Genomic DNA, 21,067 nt, shown 5'->3' on the forward strand with positions numbered 1-21,067 from the left:
CCGTGAAAAAATTCCTGAACGACCCCGTCAATTTCGTCGAGGAGATGCTGGAAGGCATCTACAAGGCGCATCCCGCCGTAACCTATACGGCTGGCGATCTGCGCTGTCTCGTCACAGCAAAGGTCAAGCCCGGCAAGGTCGGGATCGCCACAGGCGGCGGTTCCGGCCACCTGCCGACCTTTCTCGGCTTCGTCGGCGACGGAATGCTTGATGGCGCGGCCGTCGGCGGCGTCTTCCAGTCGCCCAGCGCCGAGCAGATGTACCAGGTGACCAAGCACATCGATCAAGGCGCCGGCGTGCTCTACATCTATGGCAACTATACCGGAGACATTATCAATTTCGACATGGCGGCCGAGCTCGCTGACCTCGACGGCATCGTCGTCAAGCAGGTCGTCGGTAACGACGACGTCGCCTCGTCGGTCGTCGGCGAGGAGCACAAGCGCCGCGGCGTCGCCGGCATCTTCTTCATCTACAAGGCCGCCGGTGCTGCTGCCGCGGAAGGCCTCTCGCTCGAAGAAGTCACACGTCTTGCCGACAAGGCACGTCTTCGCACCCGCACCATGGGCGTTGCCCTCTCGAGCTGCGTCGTTCCGGAAATCGGCCATGCCACCTTCTCCATCGGCGAAGATGAGATGGAAATCGGTATGGGCATCCACGGCGAGCCGGGTATCAGCCGCAAGAAGCTCGCGCCGGCCGACGCCGTCGTCGACGAGATGATGGACCGCGTCTTCGCGGAAACGGACTACAAGCAGGGCGACGATGTTGCTGTGCTGATGAACGGTCTCGGAGGCACGCCACTGGAAGAACTCTACATCCTCTTCCGTCGCGTTTCGCAGCTCCTCGAAGCGCGCGGCGTCACCGCGAAATACGTCTGGGTCGGCGAGTTCGCCACCTCGATGGAAATGGCCGGTGCCTCGATTTCGATCCTGCATCTCGACGAGGAACTGGACCGCCTCGTCAGCGCTCCGGTTAATACGCCCTTCTTTCAGTACGTTGCGGGGTGATGCCATGACGCTTCAGATGTTAAACGCCGCAGATCTGATTGACCTGTTTAAGAGCTGGAAGGATCTCTTTGCCGAACAGCGCGAGTTCCTGATCGCGCTCGACGGCAAGGTGGGCGACAGCGATCTCGGCATCACCATGAGCAAGTCCTTCGCCGCTGCGGCCGAGGCGCTCGAAGCCGAAGGCGAAGCGGCGGGGATCGCGAAGCTCCTGCGTACCGCAGGGGCGACAATGGCACGCACCGCGCCCTCCACCATGGGCACTCTGGCGGCGACTGGGTTCCTGCGTGCAAGCAAGGCGGTGGAACGCAAGGAAGTGCTGGATACCGCGGACATGGCCGCATTCTGGCGGGCCTACCGCGACGGCGTTGCCGAACGAGGCAAGGCCAAGGTCGGCGACAAGACCCTGCTCGACGTGCTCGACCCTATCGCGACCACGCTGGAAGCGCAGGCTTCCGCCGGTGCATCGCTTTCAGACGCGTTGAACGTTACCGCGGATGCGGCAGAACGTGCGCTGGAAGCCACGAAGTCGATGCTTGCCCAGCATGGTAAGGCAGCAGCGTTCCAGGAAAAGACAGTCGGCTTGCAGGACGCCGGGGCAACGGTCGGCTATTTCCTGATCCGCCGCATGGCGGAATTTGCCTCAAGCCGATAGGATCTGCGGTCGTTTCCGCAGGGTCGACGAGCGCCCGGAACGCAATCCCGCTAGGTCGTGGTGTCGATGTGGGGACAGCTAGCGCCTGACGGCCGCCGGCTCGTCACCGGGCCAGATAGGCTCCCCGGGCAGTAGCGATGCGCACCGCCGCATCGCCCGCCTCGGCGACCTTGCATCGCCCGGTTCACATCGGCGAGATCAAGCATGGAGGCCTTGGTCCTTCGATATTCGGGATGTGTCCAGCTTTGGTGGACGTCGTAGTAGTCTCTGGAATAGGGGCTAAGGTCGGGAACCATCCGATCCAGGTTCTCTTGCGGAGCGCGCTTCTCGGTCGTCCCCTCCGCATGCGGAATAAGGAATTTTTCCAGGAACGTGCGTTCCGGATTGACCGTCATGACGTGGGGACGATAGGCCAAAGCCGGTCTTCATCTCCGAAACCAGGTAGGGCGTGAGTAAACGCAAAAGATTGACCAAATCCGCACCTCTATGGAGACGAGCAATGCGGCAACGCCGGACGAATAACGGGGGCTTGAATTGTCAGCAATTTAAGCTGCCGTACTCAAATCGGGTCACCGTCGGTCGGGCGATTCCTTTTTCGTTAAACAGGATATCTGGATTCGACGCACGACTTCTACCTCAATCAATGTCTCCTTCAACAGCGGTATGACTAATCGAAATTCAGGTTTGTCCCTGACGACCTCAAGCACCGTCTTGAGGTGGCTCTCGGCGAGTATGCAGGCTCTTATTGTCAAGATATTTTCCACGATACGTTGCGTCCAAGCCGGGAAAGAAGCATTTCTTCTTTTACCTCAGCCAGGACGACAATTTCAAAGACGGAGGTGATTACCAGTTCGGATATTCTCCAAACTCTGCTTCAATCTGCAAGGCGAATCATCCGAATACCGATGACGTTGTCGTCCGGATCCCCGACGATTTCACCATGGCCAATCAGTCGACCATTGACCAACAGTTCGAGCGGCTCTCCGAAGCGCTTGTCTAGCCGGAACTCATGGCCCGGATCCACACGCATCAGTTCGACGACGGAAATCTTCGTGCGCCCGAGCACTACCTCGATCTCGACGGGTATGTCATTGACCCTCTCTCTAAGTTCAGGGCGCGCTCCGCCCATGACTTCAGGAGACGTCTGTGAAAACAATGGGCTTCCCCCCTGTCCGTGAAAGCTTTTGTTGGCCCCTGGCCCGACATTCATGCTCGCCTCTTCAGTTTCGAAAGCATTGTCGGCGCGCGGTGGAAAATCGTCGGAAATCTTACACATGGAACACCATTTTCTGAATTGTTCGGTTCTGGCCAATGACACCTGGCCGTTTTCGAATGGCTTGTGGGGAGCGGCTATTCCTGTAGCCATTGTCATCCACTTATTTGGCATTGCCGATAACTTCCGTCACGCCGTTCGCTGCGGTCGGCCGGCCGAAGAAATATCCCTGACCATAGCTACAACCCATCTCTATGAGCGCGCTAAGCTCCGCCTCCGTCTCGATGCTTTCGGCGACAACTTCCTTCCCGAGATTCCGCGCCAGTCCGACGATCGCCTTGACAATGGCCATGTCTTCCTCGGAGTTGATCATCGCTCGCACGAAGGAGCCGTCGATCTTGATCTGATCGTACTCCAGCTCTTTAAGATGAATCAGTGATGCGAAACCCGTGCCGAAATCGTCGAACGCGACGTTGAAACCTGTCGCCCTGAGTTGCGCCAATTGTTTGGCGACGTGGCTTTCGCGACCGGATAAAAGCACTCCTTCTGTAACCTCGATATGCAGTTTGGAAGGGGAGAGTGAAGCGCATTTTGTGGCCGATAGCACCTCATCGGCGAAAGCCATTTTTCTCTCCTCCTCAAATTGGCTGGAAGAAACGTTGATGGCGATGTGTCCGAATTCAAAGCCGGCCTGCTCCCAGGTTTTTGCTTGTGATATCGCTTCTGCCAACACGTAGCTGCCGATGCGGCGCGAGAATTCAGGATCATCAAGAGCTTCGGCGAATGCCGCGGGCGCGAGAGCGGAGCCGTCCACTTGACGCCAGCGCAACAGTGCCTCGAAACCTACTCGTCTCCGTGTTCGGAGTTCATACTTGGGTTGGTAGAATAGCGTAAACGCATTTTGGGCCAGCGCAATCTTTGCGGCATCGATCATTTTTAGGCTGGCTTTCAGCTGATCGCGTCGTTTAGCGGAGAAAAACTGCAGCAAACGCGCGTTTCCCCTCTGACGCAACCTCTCGGCGGCGCAATCGGCTAACCGTCTCAAGATCTGCATCGCATCGCGATCAAGTTCGCTCGGCTTGCGATCGAGCACGCAAAGACACCCGATGCGGATACCGGGTTCGACCTCGATGGGCACGCCGGCATAGAACCGAATGTGTTCCTTCCCGAGGACAAACGGATTGTCCGAAAACCTGCCGTCCTTTTCCGCATCGAGGACAACTAGAGGCGCGTCGTCCAAAATCGTGTAGTTGCAGAAAGCATGATCTCGTGGGATCTTCTTCTTGCTTGTAAGCCCCCGATTTGCCTTGAACCATAGCCACTCGGCGTCCAGTAGCGCTATCAACCCGATCGGCATCTTTGCCGCGATGCAGCCAATCTCCACGATGGCGTCGAGGATAGGATCGCTCTCGGATGTTAGTACCGCGAGACTATAAAGCTTGTCGAGACGCGCGCGTTCGTTCGGGGGGAGTAGGTAAGCCAAGGCAAATTATCCTCAATGGTCGTCAAGGCAAGCCTGCAGTACCGCCTTTGAATTGGGTAACATCATGGACAGGAGCTATGGCTTCTCCGCGGGTTCCTCAGCGTCCGCTCAGGCGGTATCCGACGCCACGCACGGTTTTGATTGCCTCGGCGCTCCGGTCATCAAGTTCGGCGAGCTTGCCGCGCAAGCGATTGATGTAGACATCGATAGTCTTGTCGCGGGGATCGTATTCACGAAACAACGCCTGCCGGGCAATTGACGATTTCGGGCAATCCGCACCTTTGCTATTATGCAGCACTTGGAGGATTCGCCCTTCGAGCGCGGTAAGCGAGACCGTCATGTCGGAACGCTCGAGCAAAAGACGCTGAAGATCGCAAACGACGCGTCCTACGGAAAATGACGTCTCATATTGCGCCGACCGTGTGCTCTGACGCGTCGCATAGAGTCGGTGTGCGCGCGCGCGCAGTTCCTTCACACTGAACGGCTTCATGACATAGTCATCAGCGCCGACGCTAATCGCGTCCGCCCGACTATCGGCGTCACCTGCGCCCGAAATCATAACAACCGGAATTTCTGACCGCAGCCTGGCTTCCCGCAGCAGTTCCAGGCCGCTGCCGTCCGGTAGGTTGATATCGATTATCATGCAGTCGTATGCGGAAATTTCGTTGGAATCGATGTAGCGCCTCGCCTGTCTGACCGACGAAATGTACTCCAACTTGTCACGGGAATCAGACCATGTCAGTCGCAACATTTCGATAATATCCTGTTGATCTTCAACAACCAATATGTACATAGCGCTCACAACGGCTCGAAGGTCTTGCCGTCCCCGCAGCTCATTCGTTTTTCCGTAACGATCGACAACAGCGATCGCGCTTGTGGGGCCTATGGAAAGTTAGATTTGCTTGTCAGGCTCTCCAGAGTGGCCGAACGGAGATCGCATCCGCGATAGCCGATTGACGAAATATGGTGTCAATTCCTTGACGAAGCAAACATGGAGAGTTCCTCCTTGTCTGTCGACGACCACGCTACCGATCACATAGTCAAAGCTTCCGAGTACGAGATAGACGTGATCCGGCACCTGCGATTTGCCGACGCGCAGCGATGCGCCACCTTCACTGATATCCGTCATCAAGCATCTTTGGATCTGCGCCTGTCGCATCCATCTCGCGGTGAATAGCAGGCTGCAGAACAGGCGCACCTCGCGGCGATACCATTTGCGACTGAAGTAGCTGGACTCCACCCTCGAGAGATATGTGCTTCGTTTTGCAGACATCTTTTGCTTGACCCACTAAATGATCGCGCAGTCCTCATTCGCACTCGGTCTCCCAGACCTTTCCACTGCTGGGCTACGATTAGATCAGTGCGGCATTAAGGGATGATAATGCGAAATTTAAAAAGGGTTAGTGAGGCGATGCTTATGGATTGTCATCTCGTGGTGCGATACAAGTCTCGTTGATTGTCGCAACCTCGGGACATATTAACCGAGCAAAATTGGCGGCCGACTGATCACGCTCATCACCGGACTAGCGGCGCGACCTTGCCGAGTTCATGAAAATTGCAAACTAAGAATGGTTCAGTGAATTTTCACAAGAGAATTGCAGCCGTTACAATTGTCTCGCAAATTTGCGCCTTCGCCGCGATTATCGTTCTGGCGATGATGATCATGAACAATCGTTTTGGGCGTGCGTCCCTGTCCGCCGGGACGGTGTTCATCGCTGTTATGTTGGGATCGGTTCTCATCTATCAGATCAGGGCCTTTGTCCGGCGGTACGACTCAGCACCTATCATTCAACCCGCAGCGCGCCCATCTCATGCAATGCAGGAGCTTGCAGGCAGGACCGCCAAGATTGGCGCCTGGATCGTACATCTGCCAAGCCGCAAGCTTGAGCTGTCCGCCGAAACCTGGGCAATCCACGACGCCCATCCCCGTGGGTTGATTACGCTTGAAGAGGGGCTCCGGCTGTTCGCGCCGGAATGGAGGGAATGCATCAACGACGCCTTTGAAAGCTGCGCCCGCGACGGAAAGCCCTATGACATCGAAGTTGAAATCACGACTCAAGACGGCCTGCGAAAATGGGTGCGGGCAATGGGCGCGGCCCTGCGCGACGAGAAGGGCAGGATCATCAGGGTACAAGGCGCCGTTCAGGATATCGACGAGCGCAAGCAACTGACGCTGGCCGCACCTGAGCTGGAGCTTAAATTTGCTGAGCAGCTGGAGAGTATTTCCGACGCATTCTTTAATGTCGATTGCGACTTTCGCTTCACCTATTTGAACCGAGAAGCAGAAAGGCTTCTGGAAAGAAGGCGCGAGACGTTGCTCGGAAAAGTCCTTTGGGATGAGTTCCCGGAAGCCGCGGATGGCATCATCCGCGAGGAATACCAGAAGGCGATCACCATCCAGAAGAAGAGGGTTTTCGAGGTTTTCTATGCACCACTTGAAACCTGGTTCTCGATAACCGCCTATCCGTCGGTCGCTGGCCTGACGGTCTTCTTTCGCGATGTTACGGAGCGGCGCGCGTTTGAACAGCAGCTTAAGTTGCTCGAGCTGGCGGTTTCTAAAATCAAGGACTTCGTCATCATCACTGAGGCATCCTCAGGGCCTTCCCAACATCAAACCATTCTCTATGTGAATGATGCTTTTGTGGAAATCACTGGTTACTCGCGGGAAGAAGCAATTGGCCGGTCGCCGAGCTTTCTGCAAGGCGACAAAACGCAGACGTCTATCGTCGAACGAATAGACGTGGCCCTTCGGCAAGCCAAGCCTGTCCGCGCCGAGCTCATAAACTATGCAAAGGACGGACGTGAGTACTGGGTCGACATGTGTATTGCTCCCATCCTCGACGCGCAGGGAAAGCCGACGCATTTTGTCGCCACGGGGAGGGACATCTCCGAGCGGAGGAGGGCTGAAGAGGCATTGGCGGAAAGCGAGGAACGTTTCAGGATCATCGCAATGGTGACTACCGACGCGGTTTGGGACTGGGATATGGCCAGTAACACCGTTCGATGGAACGACAACATCTCCTCGCTCTTTGGCCATGAATCGGTGCCGCCTGAGCAGGCCTTCGCACAATGGGAAGCCAACGTTCATCCGGATGACCGGGCTGAAGTAGTGGCCGACATCCGCGCCGCGATTGGCGGGTCGGACGAATGTTGGCATATGGAGTACCGGTTCCAACGCGGTGACGGGAGTTTTGCCCACGTGTTGGACCAGGGCCACATCATTCGCAATGGTTCAGGTGCTGCTACCCGGATGGTTGGTGGCATACGCGACATCACTGAGACTCGCGCGATCGAGGCAAAACGCATGCAGACGCAGAGACTTGAGGCCATCGGGCAATTGACCGGCGGCGTCGCGCACGATTTTAACAATCTTCTCACGGTGATAATCGGAACGGCCGAAACCCTGACCGACGAACTGCCGAGAGACGATCGGCTCTGGAAGACGGCGGAACTTAACCGGAAAGCCTCGGAGCACGGAGCCGCTCTGACGCGCCAACTTCTAACGTTCGCCGGCCGGCAGCCACTAGAGCCGAAAATCTTAGATCTCAATGATCTAATCGCCGGCATTGAGGAACTCTTATTGCGCGCTGTCGGCGAGGCAATCGACATGACGATTCTGCCGGGTGAGAAGCTCTGGAGCGTGAAGGCCGATGCGGCGCAGCTCGAATCTTCCATTCTGAACCTGTGTCTGAACGCAAAGGATGCTATGTTTCCAGGTGGCCGGCTGACGATGCGGACGGAAAATATCGAAGTGGAACGAACCGGCCGGCATCGCCATCTTGTCTCCCCCGGTCGCTATGTTCTTCTCAGCATAGCCGACAATGGCGCGGGGATGGATGCGGAGGCCAGAGTACAAGCCTTCGAACCCTTTTTCACGACCAAGGAATTTGGCAAGGGAAGTGGTCTTGGCCTCAGCATGGTCTATGGTTTTGTCAAACAGTCAGGCGGTCATGTGGAAATTGATTCTCAACCGGGCGCTGGCACGACAGTATCTATCTATCTGCCGAGAGTTGGCGATCCTGAATTCAGAGCGGAACTATTGGCCGCGGGCGTTTCTCGGGGGTGCGAACGTGTTCTGATTGTTGAAGACGATCAAAGGGTCAGGGATTTTACGGAACAGTTCCTAAAGACGCACGGATATCACATAGACTGCGTCGGCAATGCAGATGAAGCAATCAAAATCCTCAGCAGTGAGAAATCGTTCGACCTGGTCTTCACCGACATTGTAATGCCGGGAGCGATGAACGGAAGGCAACTTGAAGAGCAAATCCGCCGTCTCTATCCGGACCTGCCCGTCCTCTTTACATCAGGCTTTGCAGACATGGCGGCGCATCAATCTGATATGCATTTTATCGGCAAGCCGTACACGCGCCGACAACTCGCTGAAAAAATACGGAAAATCCTGGATGCCCGAAGGGCGCCTCGTGACCGCCGCGACCATTGAACTCAACGTCGACGGCCTCCTGGAAGGACTTGGTGAGACTACCCCGAGCAAATAAACGCCCTCTTCCAAATGGCGGTCCCGGACCATCACAGAGGTTCTGCTTGGATCAAATGGATTTCGCTTTATGTGGAGAGGGGACTTTTTCCGGCATCACAGACAGGGCCTGCAGGTGGCGCAAAGTTGCCGCTCTTTATTAAGCGGGCCAATCGCCGGCAAGGCGAAATCCGCTAGATCCTTGTCTTTGTTTCTTTATGAAATCGTGGTCATGACTTATCCATTGAGCCCTGCGGTTGGATCCGCATCTCGATCGCGCGAGGCGAATGTCCGTGAAGCCGCTGCAGGGTCGTCATTGGAAAGGTGATCTGTGCCAGTGCGCGAATGAATTCTCCGTCTTCTTTTTTCGAAAAGCGCACGAACAAGCTCTCGTCCTGTCGCTTCACGCGGGCGCACGTCAAGAAGATCTCAAACTTGCCGAGGCAAAGATAGAAGTGGCTCGTCAGGCTCTGAATGTTTCGCGCCTGAAGGATCGCTCCCGTTTCGTTGATACTGACGATTCGTACCTGATGAGTGGCAAAGGACCTGACGCCGTTGACGGGACACAATGCTCGCGCAACCAGATTGACCTTTTCGTAGACCGGCTCTGCGGTATCATCCGCAAAAGCGAGCCGGGACAAGTAGTTGCGGTGAGGGCGCGAATGCAACATGAATGGCTCTGTAAAATGACGTTAACAGATCTTTAACCATCTAATTTCTCAACGCGGAAAACGCAAGCGCATCGCATGCATTGGTCTACCCAAGACATGTCGCTGAGGTCGTGGAGCCGCCCGCGTCGAGATCCGCTCGTCGCTCGAACCAATGTTACGTTCCTCCGAACGGCTCGCCGCCTTTCGGTCGAAATTTCTGAGCCCGTCGGCATGCGACAGACGCTCTCCTTTCCAGAATCGCAGGCCGCGATACGTCGTCGACGCGAAACCGCGAATGTTCGCCCGGGTGTGAGCGGCTCAACGCTTATGCTCATTCGGCTGCTACGAGGTTCCTTTCATTTTCTATCGGATGGCCCCGATCGACGTCAGACTTTGCCGGCAATCTCAATCCCTTGACGAGTCCATAGACGGCCGGAATGACGATTAACGTCAGCAGCGTCGACGACACCATGCCGCCGATCATGGGGACGGCGATGCGCTGCATGATCTCCGAACCGGTGCCTGTCCGCCACAGGATCGGTACGAGCCCGGCCATGATGGCGACGACGGTCATCATCTTCGGCCGGACGCGTTCCACCGCGCCGACCATGATGGCTCGGTTGAGGTCCAGCTTCGAGAAGGAACGACCTTCCTCTTCACAGGCTTCGCGCTGCTCCTTCATGGCGTGGTCGAGATAGATCAGCATGATCACTCCGGTCTCGGCCGCGACGCCCGCTAGCGCGATGAAGCCGACGGCGACCGCCACGGAGGCGTTGAAGCCCATCCACCATATCAGCCAGATGCCGCCGACCAGCGCGAAGGGCAGGGACAGCATGACGATCATCGTCTCGGTCAGTGCCTTGAAGTTCAGGTAGAGCAGCAGGAAGATCAGCGCCAGCGTCAGGGGGACGACGACGGCCAGCCGCGCCTCGGCCCGTTGGAGATATTCGAACTGGCCGCTCCAGGCGACGGAATAGCCGGGCGGCATGTTCACGGATGTGGCGACCGCCTGCTGCGCTTCCGCGACGTAGCCGCCGAGATCGCGGTTGGCGATGTCGACGAAGATGTAGACGGCGAGCTGGCCGTTCTCGGTACGGATCGTCGTCGCTCCGCGGGTCAGCTTGACGTCGGCCACCTCGCCGAGAGGCACCGTGCCGCCGCCTGGCAGGGATATCAGCACGTCCCTGGCGATGGACTGCGGATCGCTTCGTGACGCCCGCGGATACCTTATCGCCACGCCATATCGCTCGCGGCCCTCGACGGTCGAGGTCACGACTTCGGAGCCAAGCGCCATGCCGACGACGTCCTGGATGGCGTCGATGGTCAGCCCGTATCGCCCGAGCGCGACGCGGTCGGGGACGATGTCGAGGTAGTAGCCGCCGATCACGCGTTCCGCATAGGCGCTCGACGTTCCGGGGATCGTCTTCAACACGCCCTCGATCTGGCGTGCGATCTTCTCCATCTCGCTGAGATCGGTGCCGTAGACCTTGACGCCGACAGGCGTCCTGATACCGGTCGACAGCATGTCGATGCGGGCGCGGATCGGCATCGTCCAGGCGTTGGAGACGCCGGGGAACTGCAGGGCGGCGTCCATCTCCTGCTTCAGGCTGTCGGTGGTCACGCCGGGCCGCCACTCGGACTTCGGCTTGAGGGTGATGATCGTCTCGAACATCTCGGTCGGAGCCGGGTCGGTGGCCGTCAGCGCACGCCCGGCCTTGCCGAAGACGCTCTGGACCTCGGGGAAGGACTTGATGATGCGGTCCTGCGTCTGCATCAGTTCCGCCGCCTTGGTGACGGAGATGCCGGGCAGGGTGGTCGGCATGTACATCAGCGTGCCCTCGTCGAGATTGGGCATGAACTCGCTGCCGATATGCTGGACGGGCCAGAACGTGGCCCCGAGGATGGCCAGCGCCACCAGGATCGTCAGCGTCTTCACCCTCAGGACGCCGGAGATGACCGGGCGGTAGATCCAGATGAGGAATCTGTTCAGCGGGTTCTTATGCTCGGGGACGATATGCCCACGGACGAAGAGAACCATCAGCGCCGGCACCAGCGTCACCGACAACAGCGCCGCAGCCGCCATGGCGAAGGTCTTGGTGAAGGCGAGCGGGCCGAACAGGCGGCCTTCCTGCGATTCCAGCGTGAAGATCGGAAGGAACGACACGGTGATGATCAGCAGGCTGAAGAACAGCGCCGGACCGACCTCGCTTGCCGCCTCGACGAGGATGTCGATGCGCGGCTTGTCGGGCGGCGCGCGCTCGAGATGCTTGTGGGCATTCTCGATCATGACGATCGCCGCGTCGATCATCGCCCCGATGGCGATGGCGATGCCGCCGAGGCTCATGATGTTGGCCCCGAGACCGAGAAGCTTCATGGCGATGAACGCAATCAGGATACCGACGGGCAGCATGATGATGGCGACGAGTGCGCTGCGGACATGCAGTAGGAATGCTATCGTCACCAGCGCGACGACGATCGATTCCTCGACCAGGGTGCCCTTCAGGGTTTCGATTGCCGCTTCGATCAGTGTCGATCGGTCGTAGACGGGGACGATCTCGGTACCCGCTGGAAGGCTATTCTTGATCGACTCGAGGCTCTTCTTGGCATTGTCGATGACGGTCAGCGCATTGGCTCCGAACCGCTGCAGCACGATGCCGCTTGCGACCTCGCCTTCGCCGTTGAGCTCGGTGATGCCGCGTCGTTCGTCCGGAACCAGCTCGACCCTGGCGACGTCGCCAAGACGCAACGGCACGCCGTTCTGGCTCTTCAGAACGATGCTCTCGATGTCGGGTATGCCCTTGAGGTAGCCGCGCCCGCGCACCATGAACTCGAATTCGGAGAGTTCGATGGTGCGGCCGCCGACGTCGGTGTTGCTGGCGCGAACCGCATTGGCAACGTCATTGAGTGACACGCCCTGCGCCTTGAGCCGGGCCGGATCGACGACGATGGAATATTGTTTCACGAAGCCGCCGACACTCGCGACCTCGGCGACACCTTCGGACTTGGACACGGCGAACCGCACCACCCAGTCCTGCAGGGAGCGCAGCTCGGCGAGCGACAGCTCCTTGGCGACGACGGCATATTGGTAGACCCAGCCGACTCCCGTCGCGTCGGGGCCCAGCGTCGGGGCAACACCCTGCGGCAGACGGCTCTGCGCGGCGTTCAGATACTCCAGCACGCGGCTGCGCGCCCAGTAGGGGTCGGTGCCGTCGTCGAAGATCACGTAGACGAAGGAGACGCCGAAGAACGAAAAGCCGCGCACGACCTTCGACTGCGGCACCGTCAGCATCGACGTCGTCAGCGGATAGGTCACCTGGTCCTCGACCACCTGCGGGGCCTGGCCGGGATATTCAGTGTAGACGATGACCTGGACGTCCGAGAGGTCGGGGATGGCGTCGAGGGGGAGGGAGCGCAGGGCGTAGATGCCGCCGGCGACGGCAAGTGCCGCGCCGACGAAGATCAGCACGAGATTATGGGCCGACCAGGAAATGACGCGCGCAATCATGGCTTGGCATCCTCGGTCATGGCGCTGAGCGCCGAGTTCAGGTTGCTTTCGGCGTCGAGCAGGAAGTTGGCTGATACGACGACCTTGTCGCCGGCGTCGACGCCCTTGGTGATCTCCGTGCGGTCATCGCCCCGGACGCCGAGGGCCACGTCCTTCGGCTCGAATTTTCCGTCGCCCTTGTCGATGAAGACGACCTGGCGGTCGCCGGTGTCGACGACGGCGCTGTTGGGGACGGCGACGACGGCTTTCGGCGCACCGGCCTCGATCTCGACGTCGGCGTACATGTTGGCGAGCAGCGTGCCGTCCGGGTTGGGAAGCTCGATACGGACCTTCGTCGTCCGCGTCTGCGTCTCAACCTCGGGATAGACGAGGTCGACCGTGCCTCTGAACGTCCTGCCGGGAAGGCTCCGGACGGTGATGTCGGCCTGCGTGCCGATCCGGACAGAGGCGAGGTCGTATTCCGGGACGTCGGCGATCACCCAGACGATGGAGATGTCTGCGATGCGGAACAGCACGTCGCCGGGCTTGGCCATCATGCCGGTCGTCGCCGTGCGTTCGAGCACGATGCCGTCGCGCGGAGCCGTGTAGGTCATGCTCGCCGGCACCTGACCGGCGCGGGCTATGCCGTCGACGACTTCCTGCGGGACGCCGAGGTTCTTCAGCCGCAACGCTGAGCCGGCGCCGTCGTTGCCTCGGGCGTCGCTCCTGCCGGCGGCGTATTCCGACGCCGCGGTGGCGATCTCTTTGGAATAGAAGCGGAAGAGCTTCTCTCCCTTTCCGATGCGGTCGCCCGTCGTCACGTTGGCGACGTCGTCGACGAAGGAATCCGTTCGCATCGATATGATACTGACGAGGCGCTCGTCGAGCGCCACGGTGCCCGGCACGCGCACCTTGCGGCCGACGCTGACCATCTCCGCGGTCGCCGTCTTCACGCCCGTGCGCTGCAGCTTGCCCAGCGAGACCTTGACGGTGGAGGCGTCCGACTGCGCGCCTTCGTAGACGGGAATGTAGTCCATCCCCATGGAATCCTTCTTCGGCACCTTCGAGGTGTCCGGCAAGCCCATCGGGTTGCGGTAGTAGAGGATCTTCCCCTTCGTAGGAACGGCCTCGGGTTCCGCCCGCGCCGCTTCAGCGATAGCGGATGCCTTCGCCTTGTCGTCGAAGCTGAGGTCCTCGCTCGCATGCACGGCGACGAACGGTCGTCCGTCGTCAGCGTTCTTCGGCGTCGCCGAGAACTGCGGAAGGCCGTCCGGATGGCGGTAGTAGATGACCGCGCCAGTGGCGGAGGGCCTGGAGGCTACGGGTGTTGCGAGCGCCGTCTCGGCCAGGTCGAAGCCCAGAACGGATGCCAGGTTGTTCGTGCCAGCCCAATAGCCTCCCCCGCCGAGCAATACGGCGAGGGAGAACGTGGCTGCCACGCGCGATGGCGTGTTCAAGGCGCTGCCTTGAGGACGACTTCGCCCTCGACTGTGTCCGGCTCGCCCTGGATCTTGGCGGCGAGCTTGAAGCGCCAGCCGCCGGCCATGCTGAAGTCGGTCTTGAAGGCGTACACGCCCGGCTCCGTCGAGGCTGCCGCCTCGACCGGGGTCGTCATCATCTCCATGCCCTCGGGGGCCATGTCCATGCGGGTGGTGAAGATGACGGCGTCGGAGACGGGCTTGCCCGTCCGCTTGTCGACCAGGCGGACGGAGACCAGCGATCCTTGGCCCTGTTTGACGTCGGTCGAAACCGGCTGGAACTCGTAGTCCTGCGCGGCTGCGAAGGACACGGTGGCGGAGCCGACGACCAGCGCGCCGGCGAGGAGCATCGCTCCTGCTGAAAAGGAAGTCTTGTTCATGATTCCGATCTCATCGGGACGGATCTCGTTGATCGCGTCCTCGGGTCAAAATTGATGGCCGTCCGGTTCCAACGAACGCATTCGTGCGTCCGGCGTGAACCGCAGGCGTGTTTCAAGAATGGCTTGAGATCAGGCTTTCGGAGGTCGGGCCGGAGGCTCGACAAGAGCCGACGTCAGTTGTGACGCAGGCATCAGGTCGTAGCGGTGGGACGTCCGGGAGATGGCGAACGACCAGCCGTGGATATTAGGTGGATGGGCAAATATCGACGTCGTGCAAACGAGCAACAACGGACATTCCTTGCCGCAGTTAGTTTTCTTGATGGGCTGTTGTCCCGGGCAGCAAGGCATCTCCTCCATTATCTTCATGCCGGTCACGGAACTCATGTCGTCGCTCATCGCCGGCAGCGAAGAGGCCATTGCGCTCCCCGCCAACTCGATGCTTGCCGGGCCGACGACGACCGCAACCATGGCAACGAACAGGAACAGATGACGGACGATCCGAAGGAGAGTCATAGCGCGATATTGGCATGAGGATTCTAGAAATGAAAGCCGGGTTCACGCAGAAGTGTTGCTGAAGCCGACTTGTCGATTTCGTCTCGCCTTTGCCAAATACGAACCTTCCGGAGTCTCAGCCTTGAGCTCAAAGGCCCGCTACCATCGATTTTTTTTAGAGTCTTTAGCCTCCGAAGCGCGTTAACTCTGAGATTTGCACGCCGAGCATCGTTATCAGGTAGCCGACACGATCTGTTCCCGCAACTCCATCGTCCTAGCGTCACGGGTAAACCCGATGCGCTACATCCTATCCGATAATGTTGTCGTCTACAAAACTGACCACGAAAAGTGGATTTTACGCAGCGTCGCATCAACAACCCACCATCAGTCTTTTTCGCTGGATACCGTAACTATGATCGGGACTGATTTTTCGGCCTCATCGCGAGAACGCGGCATGATCGCGCTGGAACCCGCAGTCCCGCCCTTCAGACAAATCCAATATGTTTGCCGAAGGGGACGTCGTCGTCCAAATTTCCCGTTCCAATCCGGACACTCTCTCCCGACAGGCGTTGCTCCTCAGTATTTCCTTCTCGCGGATGAACATGAGCGGCCAGACCATTGGTGTGTCGCTCCGATGCGCGATCCTGACCCTCCGCGCCGTTCGCGACTTCGCGTTCCTCTTTCATTCGTTCAAAACCCGCAGTGATCTGGGCCTGCCGCTCTGCGATCAAGGCCATGTCGGGTTCGGAGGCTATCGACGTGCTATGATTCGCGTGCGCGACAGATGAGGGAGATACGGAGGATGTCGGGGCGACTTTGTCGATCATAAACCTTCGTCCAAAATGTAGATCCGAGCAGCACCGGACGCCGGTGGCGTCGCGAAGCGCCCTTGTCAACAGTGCCGGTTGGAAGATGCTAGCGACTGGTGTGCCGCTCATACCCGCGGCGGATACGCGAGATCGCCAGAGGGCCATCGTTTGACAAGGCAAAACTGGCGCGTCTGCGAGCATAGCCATCGCCCGCTATGTCCTTGCCGCACCCGTCCCGACATATCTCAACGCGGCAGGCGCGACTTGATACGGCGGGCCAACTGACGATTGGGGAGCGGAGAGGTGCCTGGCCGACACTTATCGGGCGCCTCGAACCGGGTCGTCGAAGAGGCTGACCTTTTCAAAGTCGCCGGCGCTGTGGGGCCGCGGCGGATTCAGATTGTGTCGCGGGTGCCCATTGCATGCACCGAGATCGATCGCTCGGGAGCGTTGAATACCGAAGTGGTGAGGAGAACAGCGACGCCCAGAACGCCGTAGTACCATGCGTCGATGCCGGTAAAACCGAAAGCGGAAACCGCGACAAGGAATGCCACTCCAACCGCCCGATCGATCCAAAGGTGGATCGGATAGGGAATGATCTTGATGAAGCCTGTCGGATGGTCGGTCAGCAGGGGCAATATTAGCGCTGCGACGCCGGTGATAACGGAAAGCCACATGGCGACCGGACCACTATCGCCAAGCTTCAAAAAGAACGGCGCAACCAGCAGAACGATGGCAACGGGATAGTCGATGAGATAGGCGTGGACGGATTTCGTAACAAAGCGGAAAGGCATGGCGGGTCCTCCGGACGCGGTTGGGTGATCTTGATCGAATTCGCACCGCTGAAATACTGGCAATCGTAGAGCCAAGATTAAGCTTGTTCTTCGGCTTTCCCTACGAGCCAGATATATTGGCCACGATACTCATTTAAATTAGTCTTCCGCTGCATGGCTTAGAAATGAATGCTTGTTATCGTTTTCATTCCATCATCCCGCGACGCTCGAAGCGTGCGCTTATTATGCCGTCAGCCGGGCGACTGGAGCAACCTGCACCGGCCATGCGGCAGTTCGGTACAATCAAAGCGAGTCAAGAAACGCGACAAGACTCGAAGTTCCCCAGCGGTCCTGACGTTCGGCTTGCGCAGGCGTGAGGGTTGGTCCGCGTCGCCACTCCGATTTCAATAAGATGCACGACGAATGGCAAGATTAGGGATCTTGATCTGGCTCTTCGGCGTAGTCGCCAACCAACAGAGCGTGTCCGGTAAACCAGCGAACACCGTAGCAGATTTGGCCGATTGCTATAAGTCGCCTCCCAGGTGTCAGATGATCCGTCTCTCGCGCAACGCCGCATTCCGTCATGCGACGCGGTGACCGGCTGCGGTGAGGAAGTCAACTGCGGACGCTGCCTCGTGGCTCTGCACTAGAAGATAGTTTCCGTTGAAAGTGGAGACCGCGAGCACGTCAATGCCGTTCTCCGACACCGGCTTCACAACCGAAAGGACGATGCCCGTCTCCCCGGACACGGCCGAGCCGACCACCTTGTAGCACGCCCACTCGCCTTCACACTTCACAGTCGCGGGCACGCGTTCCCTCAAGCAGATCACAGACAACTCGTCGTCACCACGGCTTATGTTGACGAAGCCCGCGCCGTCGCACCAAGAGGGGATCGGCGCGAGCACGGGGAGATGGGCGACCGTGTATTCGCCAAACTGCTTTTTCAGCTCGACTGTAGTCAAACGAAATCCTCTTGTCTTATCGCCGATATAGCCAGTTCCCCCTCGAGAAAACACCGTTCCGGTACGGCGTGGCGCGTCCGGAAGTCCAAAAGTCGTGTCCCAAAGTGCAATAGCCCGCCGGCCTTGATATGCTTTTACCTATTCTTGATACGGGATCGCGGTTTCCGCGCTCGTCACGGGATACTGCCTTCAGTCAATGGTTTTCCCTATTCAGCGACACCGGCAATACCGCCGACCGACGAAAACGGCCCGACAAAGCCGGACCGTTCCATGTATTCGCCTGATGAAGCAGACCTTTCCAAAACGTGCCCGCGGCTGTCCATTACATCGTTGTGTCGATCATGCCGAATTAGAATTATGTGGAGCTCATGCCAGAAATTTGAGCCCGATGCCCATTCGTCCAGGCATAATTCCTTAAGAAAGTCGGTAATCGCCACACGTCAAGCGACGCCGGTTTCCGTCCCTTTTTACGATCATCAATCACATTGTCAGGCCAGAATATTTAACGCGATTTGCTCAAGTGTCCGTCGGGCATCCGTCGGGCAGCGGCTATCCAAGGAAGGGTGCGGTACCGCTCTCCAATTCTGCGAGTAGCAATGTCAGTCGCGAGATTTCGTCCTCGTATTCCGCCACCTGTTGCGCGATGAAAGCCTCGTCTTGGTCGGCCGTCGCCAGTTCCTTCAACTGTCGCAAGCCGTCTCGCGCAATGGTGATTCGCTCTTCGATTTCGCTTATCGCATCGGTGACATCGCTCATTGCCTGTCCTTCAGTTGGCTATTTAGGCTGCATACAGGCTACGCTTGCCTCAGTCTTTTCGCGAATGGGGACAAGTTATCGATTTCATTCATCGTTATTGATCCGCTTATGCCGCAGAGCGCGTGCTCCGGATATGCCGGTCCTACTTCGGTGATTATAGTCCGGTGAGCGAGGAGGGGGACCCGCAACACCACCTTTGCTAAGCGCCGGGCGGAGTTTGGCAGCTGTTTTAGTCGGCCGGCGCGGCGGCGGATCGCGGCGCCGACACTCAGGTTGCAGCCGCAGATGTCATTGCACCTGCGAAACTAGGGTGTCCATTCGTTTTTTGGCCATCGGGGGCATTTTCGCCTGCCGAGCTGCAGCCTGGTTCACCGGGGTGTTGCCGACCTCGATTAGGCCGACCATTCCCATTCCGAAATGAGGCACACAGCGATAGCCGTAGAGGCCGGGCTCCTGAAATGTTATATCCACCGGCTTGGAAATGGCGCTCTTCAGCGGCGCCGCTCCATCCGGAAGCATACCAGGTATCGTATCGACATTGTGCCCCTTATCGACCGGCTTGAAATGCACGGTGTCCCCCGGCTGAATATGCAGGAAGGCAGGCTCGAACGCCATCGCCTGTCCGTCACCGCCCTTGTTCAGCATCTTGACCTCGTGCTCGGCGGCGTGGGCCCCCGCCGGAGCGACGATCGAGAGAGCCAGAAGCACGGTGAAACTGATGTTCTTCATTTTTCGATTCCTTCGTTACTTGGGGTGGATAAGCTTGACTTGCTGAGGGGCCTTTTAAGCGCTACGGGATCGGCCAAGGACCGTTGCCGATTGGAGATCGCGCGTCCGTTGGCGATCTCCCGACAGGTCCGTACAAACCGAGTCAACGGTTGCATCGGCTATCGCCGATCGTACCGGACCGTCGGCCTGCGCATTCCAAGGAGCTCCTCGCCAAATGTGGGATGCACGGCCATAGTCGACATGAAGTCCGCGCGGGTCGCGCCGCTCTCCAGCGCGATGGACAGGACTTGGATCATCTCGCTCGCGTCTTCGGCGAAGAGATGTACGCCGAGAATACGGTCACTCTCACCGTCGACCACGAGCTTGAGCAACGCAATCTCACAGTCTCCGGTTACACCCGCCGCCAGCGGGCGGACACGCGCTTTGTAGACGTCAACGACAGCATATCGAGAGCGCGCCTCCAGTTCCGTTAGTCCGACCGTTCCAATCTCCGGGCTCGAGAATACGGCCGTCGGCACGTTCGCATAGTTGACCTGCCAGGGCTTGCCCCCAAAAATGCTGTCCGCGAATGCGTGACCTTCGCGGATCGCCACCGGGGTCAGGTTGAATTGGTTCGAGACATCGCCTACGGCAAAGATGTTGGCGACGCTGGTGCGCGAGCTCGCGTCGACGATGATTGCACCTTTCTCGTCTGTCTTTACGCCTGCAAGGTCCAAGCCAAGCCCGATCGTGTTGGGCGCCCGTCCGAAGGCCATAAGCACCTGATCGGCATCAAGGCGCGCACCCTGCTCGGTGACGACATTGATCGTGGCCCGCCCTTCTACGCTTCCGCTCGCCTTCGTGGACACCAGGCGCGTGATGCTATCGCCGAGCAGCAGCGTGATTCCGCGATTTGTATAAGATGTGCTGATCGCTTGACGTACGTCTTCATCGAAGCCGCGCAGGATGTTGCTTCCGCGACACACGACCGTGACCTCACTTCCAAGTGCCGCGAACAATCCCGCAAACTCGATTGCGATATAGCCGGCACCACCAATGACGAGGCGTTGCGGAAACTCCTTGAGGTCGAAGGCTGCGTCAGATGTGATGCCCAACTCCATGCCCTCGAATGGGAGGAGTTCGGGCTTCGCGCCCGTCGCAATCAAGATGAAGTTGGCACGGACGCGGCGCCCATCGGCGAGGCGTACCGTGTGTACATCCTCCAACACTGCACGCGAATGAACTACCTCTACGCCGGCCTTGGACTGGCCTTGCGCGTACAAGCCTTCGAGATGAGCGATTTCCCTGTCCTTGGCCGCCACGAGCGAAGGCCAGTCGAAACGCGGAGGCGAGATCTTCCAGCCGAAGTCCGCCGCCTCATCGAGGGCATCGCCAAACCGGCCCGCGTAGACAAAGAGTTTCTTGGGTACGCAGCCCCTGATGACGCATGTCCCACCTAAGCGGGATTCTTCCGCGAGCATCACGCGTGCACCGTGGCCGGCGGCAACGCGCGCCGCGCGAATTCCGCCAGATCCTCCTCCGATCACGAAAAGATCGACGTCGAATTCTGGCGACACCCCTTCTTGCGACGCGGGACCCTCAACTGAAATTGAGGGGACTTCGAAAAGCGCCTGTTTGGAGTCTAAGTCGTTCATACTAGGTTCCAATCAGTTCATATCGGTCCGACCAACCATTCCCCCTGCATTCCGCATGAGATGGAAAGGCAAGTCATTCTCGGAGCATTTG

General features: G+C 58.7%; 19 protein-coding genes. 5 read left to right on the forward strand and 14 right to left on the reverse strand.

Annotated features, from left to right (window positions below; all coding sequences use genetic code 11):
• The first annotated feature begins 2 nt into the window (after positions 1–2).
• Both ACSQ9D_RS33585 and ACSQ9D_RS33590 read left to right on the forward strand, forming a co-directional pair.
• Positions 3–1,004 (forward strand): dihydroxyacetone kinase subunit DhaK, encoded by a 1,002-nt coding sequence (locus ACSQ9D_RS33585; RefSeq protein WP_436286082.1) that lies wholly within the window; start codon positions 3–5, stop codon positions 1,002–1,004.
• A 4-nt stretch (positions 1,005–1,008) separates the two neighbouring features.
• The gene (locus tag ACSQ9D_RS33590) at positions 1,009–1,656 is read left to right on the forward strand and encodes a dihydroxyacetone kinase family protein (protein ID WP_436286083.1); all 648 of its coding nucleotides are present in this window, start codon (positions 1,009–1,011) and stop codon (positions 1,654–1,656) included.
• A 50-nt stretch (positions 1,657–1,706) separates the two neighbouring features.
• Here ACSQ9D_RS33590 and ACSQ9D_RS33595 read toward each other — a convergent pair whose 3' ends face one another.
• The 5 genes from ACSQ9D_RS33595 to ACSQ9D_RS33615 form a co-directional block, all read right to left on the reverse strand.
• Entirely contained in the window at positions 1,707–2,072 is a 366-nt protein-coding gene (locus ACSQ9D_RS33595) for a hypothetical protein (RefSeq protein ID WP_436286084.1), read from the reverse strand.
• A 458-nt stretch (positions 2,073–2,530) separates the two neighbouring features.
• Entirely contained in the window at positions 2,531–3,043 is a 513-nt protein-coding gene (locus tag ACSQ9D_RS33600; RefSeq protein ID WP_436286085.1) for a FliM/FliN family flagellar motor switch protein, read from the reverse strand.
• Positions 3,033–4,352 carry an EAL domain-containing protein gene (locus tag ACSQ9D_RS33605; protein ID WP_436286086.1) on the reverse strand — a complete coding sequence of 440 codons (1,320 nt, stop codon included), beginning with the start codon at positions 4,350–4,352 and terminating at the stop codon, positions 3,033–3,035. The genes ACSQ9D_RS33600 and ACSQ9D_RS33605 overlap by 11 nt, the downstream gene beginning before the upstream one ends.
• 97 nt (positions 4,353–4,449) lie before the next feature.
• Positions 4,450–5,145, reverse strand: coding sequence for a response regulator transcription factor (locus ACSQ9D_RS33610; protein WP_436286087.1), 696 nt, complete (start codon positions 5,143–5,145; stop codon positions 4,450–4,452).
• Between the two features lie 99 nt (positions 5,146–5,244).
• Positions 5,245–5,481 (reverse strand): hypothetical protein, encoded by a 237-nt coding sequence (locus ACSQ9D_RS33615; RefSeq protein WP_436286088.1) that lies wholly within the window; start codon positions 5,479–5,481, stop codon positions 5,245–5,247.
• A gap of 447 nt (positions 5,482–5,928) precedes the next feature.
• On the opposite strand from ACSQ9D_RS33615, the gene ACSQ9D_RS33620 reads away from it, so the two are divergent.
• Positions 5,929–8,796, forward strand: a complete 2,868-nt coding sequence (locus ACSQ9D_RS33620; protein WP_436286089.1) for a PAS domain S-box protein — start codon at positions 5,929–5,931, stop codon at positions 8,794–8,796.
• Positions 8,797–9,122: 326 nt separating this feature from the next.
• Entirely contained in the window at positions 9,123–9,536 is a 414-nt protein-coding gene (locus tag ACSQ9D_RS33625) for a hypothetical protein (protein WP_436286090.1), read from the forward strand.
• Between the two features lie 274 nt (positions 9,537–9,810).
• Here the strand turns inward: ACSQ9D_RS33625 and ACSQ9D_RS33630 are convergent, their stop codons facing one another.
• The 3 genes from ACSQ9D_RS33630 to ACSQ9D_RS33640 are packed head-to-tail and all read right to left on the reverse strand — an operon-like array spanning position 9,811 to position 14,821.
• A complete protein-coding gene (locus ACSQ9D_RS33630; protein ID WP_436286091.1) occupies positions 9,811–12,984 on the reverse strand; it encodes an efflux RND transporter permease subunit in 3,174 nt (1,057 codons plus the stop codon).
• Positions 12,981–14,420, reverse strand: a complete 1,440-nt coding sequence (locus ACSQ9D_RS33635) for an efflux RND transporter periplasmic adaptor subunit (RefSeq protein WP_436286092.1) — start codon at positions 14,418–14,420, stop codon at positions 12,981–12,983. The genes ACSQ9D_RS33630 and ACSQ9D_RS33635 overlap by 4 nt, the downstream gene beginning before the upstream one ends.
• Positions 14,417–14,821 (reverse strand): FixH family protein, encoded by a 405-nt coding sequence (locus ACSQ9D_RS33640; RefSeq protein WP_436286093.1) that lies wholly within the window; start codon positions 14,819–14,821, stop codon positions 14,417–14,419. Before ACSQ9D_RS33640 ends, ACSQ9D_RS33635 begins: the two co-directional genes overlap by 4 nt.
• Positions 14,822–15,041: 220 nt before the next feature.
• On the opposite strand from ACSQ9D_RS33640, the gene ACSQ9D_RS33645 reads away from it, so the two are divergent.
• Positions 15,042–15,311 (forward strand): hypothetical protein, encoded by a 270-nt coding sequence (locus ACSQ9D_RS33645; RefSeq protein ID WP_436286094.1) that lies wholly within the window; start codon positions 15,042–15,044, stop codon positions 15,309–15,311.
• A 487-nt stretch (positions 15,312–15,798) separates the two neighbouring features.
• Here ACSQ9D_RS33645 and ACSQ9D_RS33650 read toward each other — a convergent pair whose 3' ends face one another.
• From ACSQ9D_RS33650 to gorA, 6 genes are all read right to left on the reverse strand, one after another.
• A complete protein-coding gene (locus tag ACSQ9D_RS33650; protein WP_436286095.1) occupies positions 15,799–16,140 on the reverse strand; it encodes a hypothetical protein in 342 nt (113 codons plus the stop codon).
• 377 nt (positions 16,141–16,517) lie between these two features.
• Entirely contained in the window at positions 16,518–16,916 is a 399-nt protein-coding gene (locus tag ACSQ9D_RS33655) for a hypothetical protein (protein ID WP_436286096.1), read from the reverse strand.
• 560 nt (positions 16,917–17,476) lie between these two features.
• Positions 17,477–17,857, reverse strand: a complete 381-nt coding sequence (locus ACSQ9D_RS33660; RefSeq protein ID WP_436286097.1) for an ACT domain-containing protein — start codon at positions 17,855–17,857, stop codon at positions 17,477–17,479.
• A 549-nt stretch (positions 17,858–18,406) separates the two neighbouring features.
• Entirely contained in the window at positions 18,407–18,613 is a 207-nt protein-coding gene (locus tag ACSQ9D_RS33665) for a hypothetical protein (protein ID WP_436286098.1), read from the reverse strand.
• A gap of 288 nt (positions 18,614–18,901) precedes the next feature.
• Positions 18,902–19,342: a pseudoazurin gene (locus ACSQ9D_RS33670; RefSeq protein WP_436286099.1), complete on the reverse strand. Its 441-nt coding sequence runs from the start codon at positions 19,340–19,342 to the stop codon at positions 18,902–18,904.
• Positions 19,343–19,500: 158 nt separating this feature from the next.
• Complete coding sequence (gorA, locus tag ACSQ9D_RS33675) at positions 19,501–20,976, reverse strand: glutathione-disulfide reductase (RefSeq protein WP_436286100.1); 1,476 nt, start codon at positions 20,974–20,976, stop codon at positions 19,501–19,503.
• Positions 20,977–21,067 lie beyond the last annotated feature (91 nt).

It is taken from the genome of Rhizobium sp. LjRoot258 (genome assembly GCF_964254185.1).
Lineage (GTDB): Bacteria > Pseudomonadota > Alphaproteobacteria > Rhizobiales > Rhizobiaceae > Rhizobium.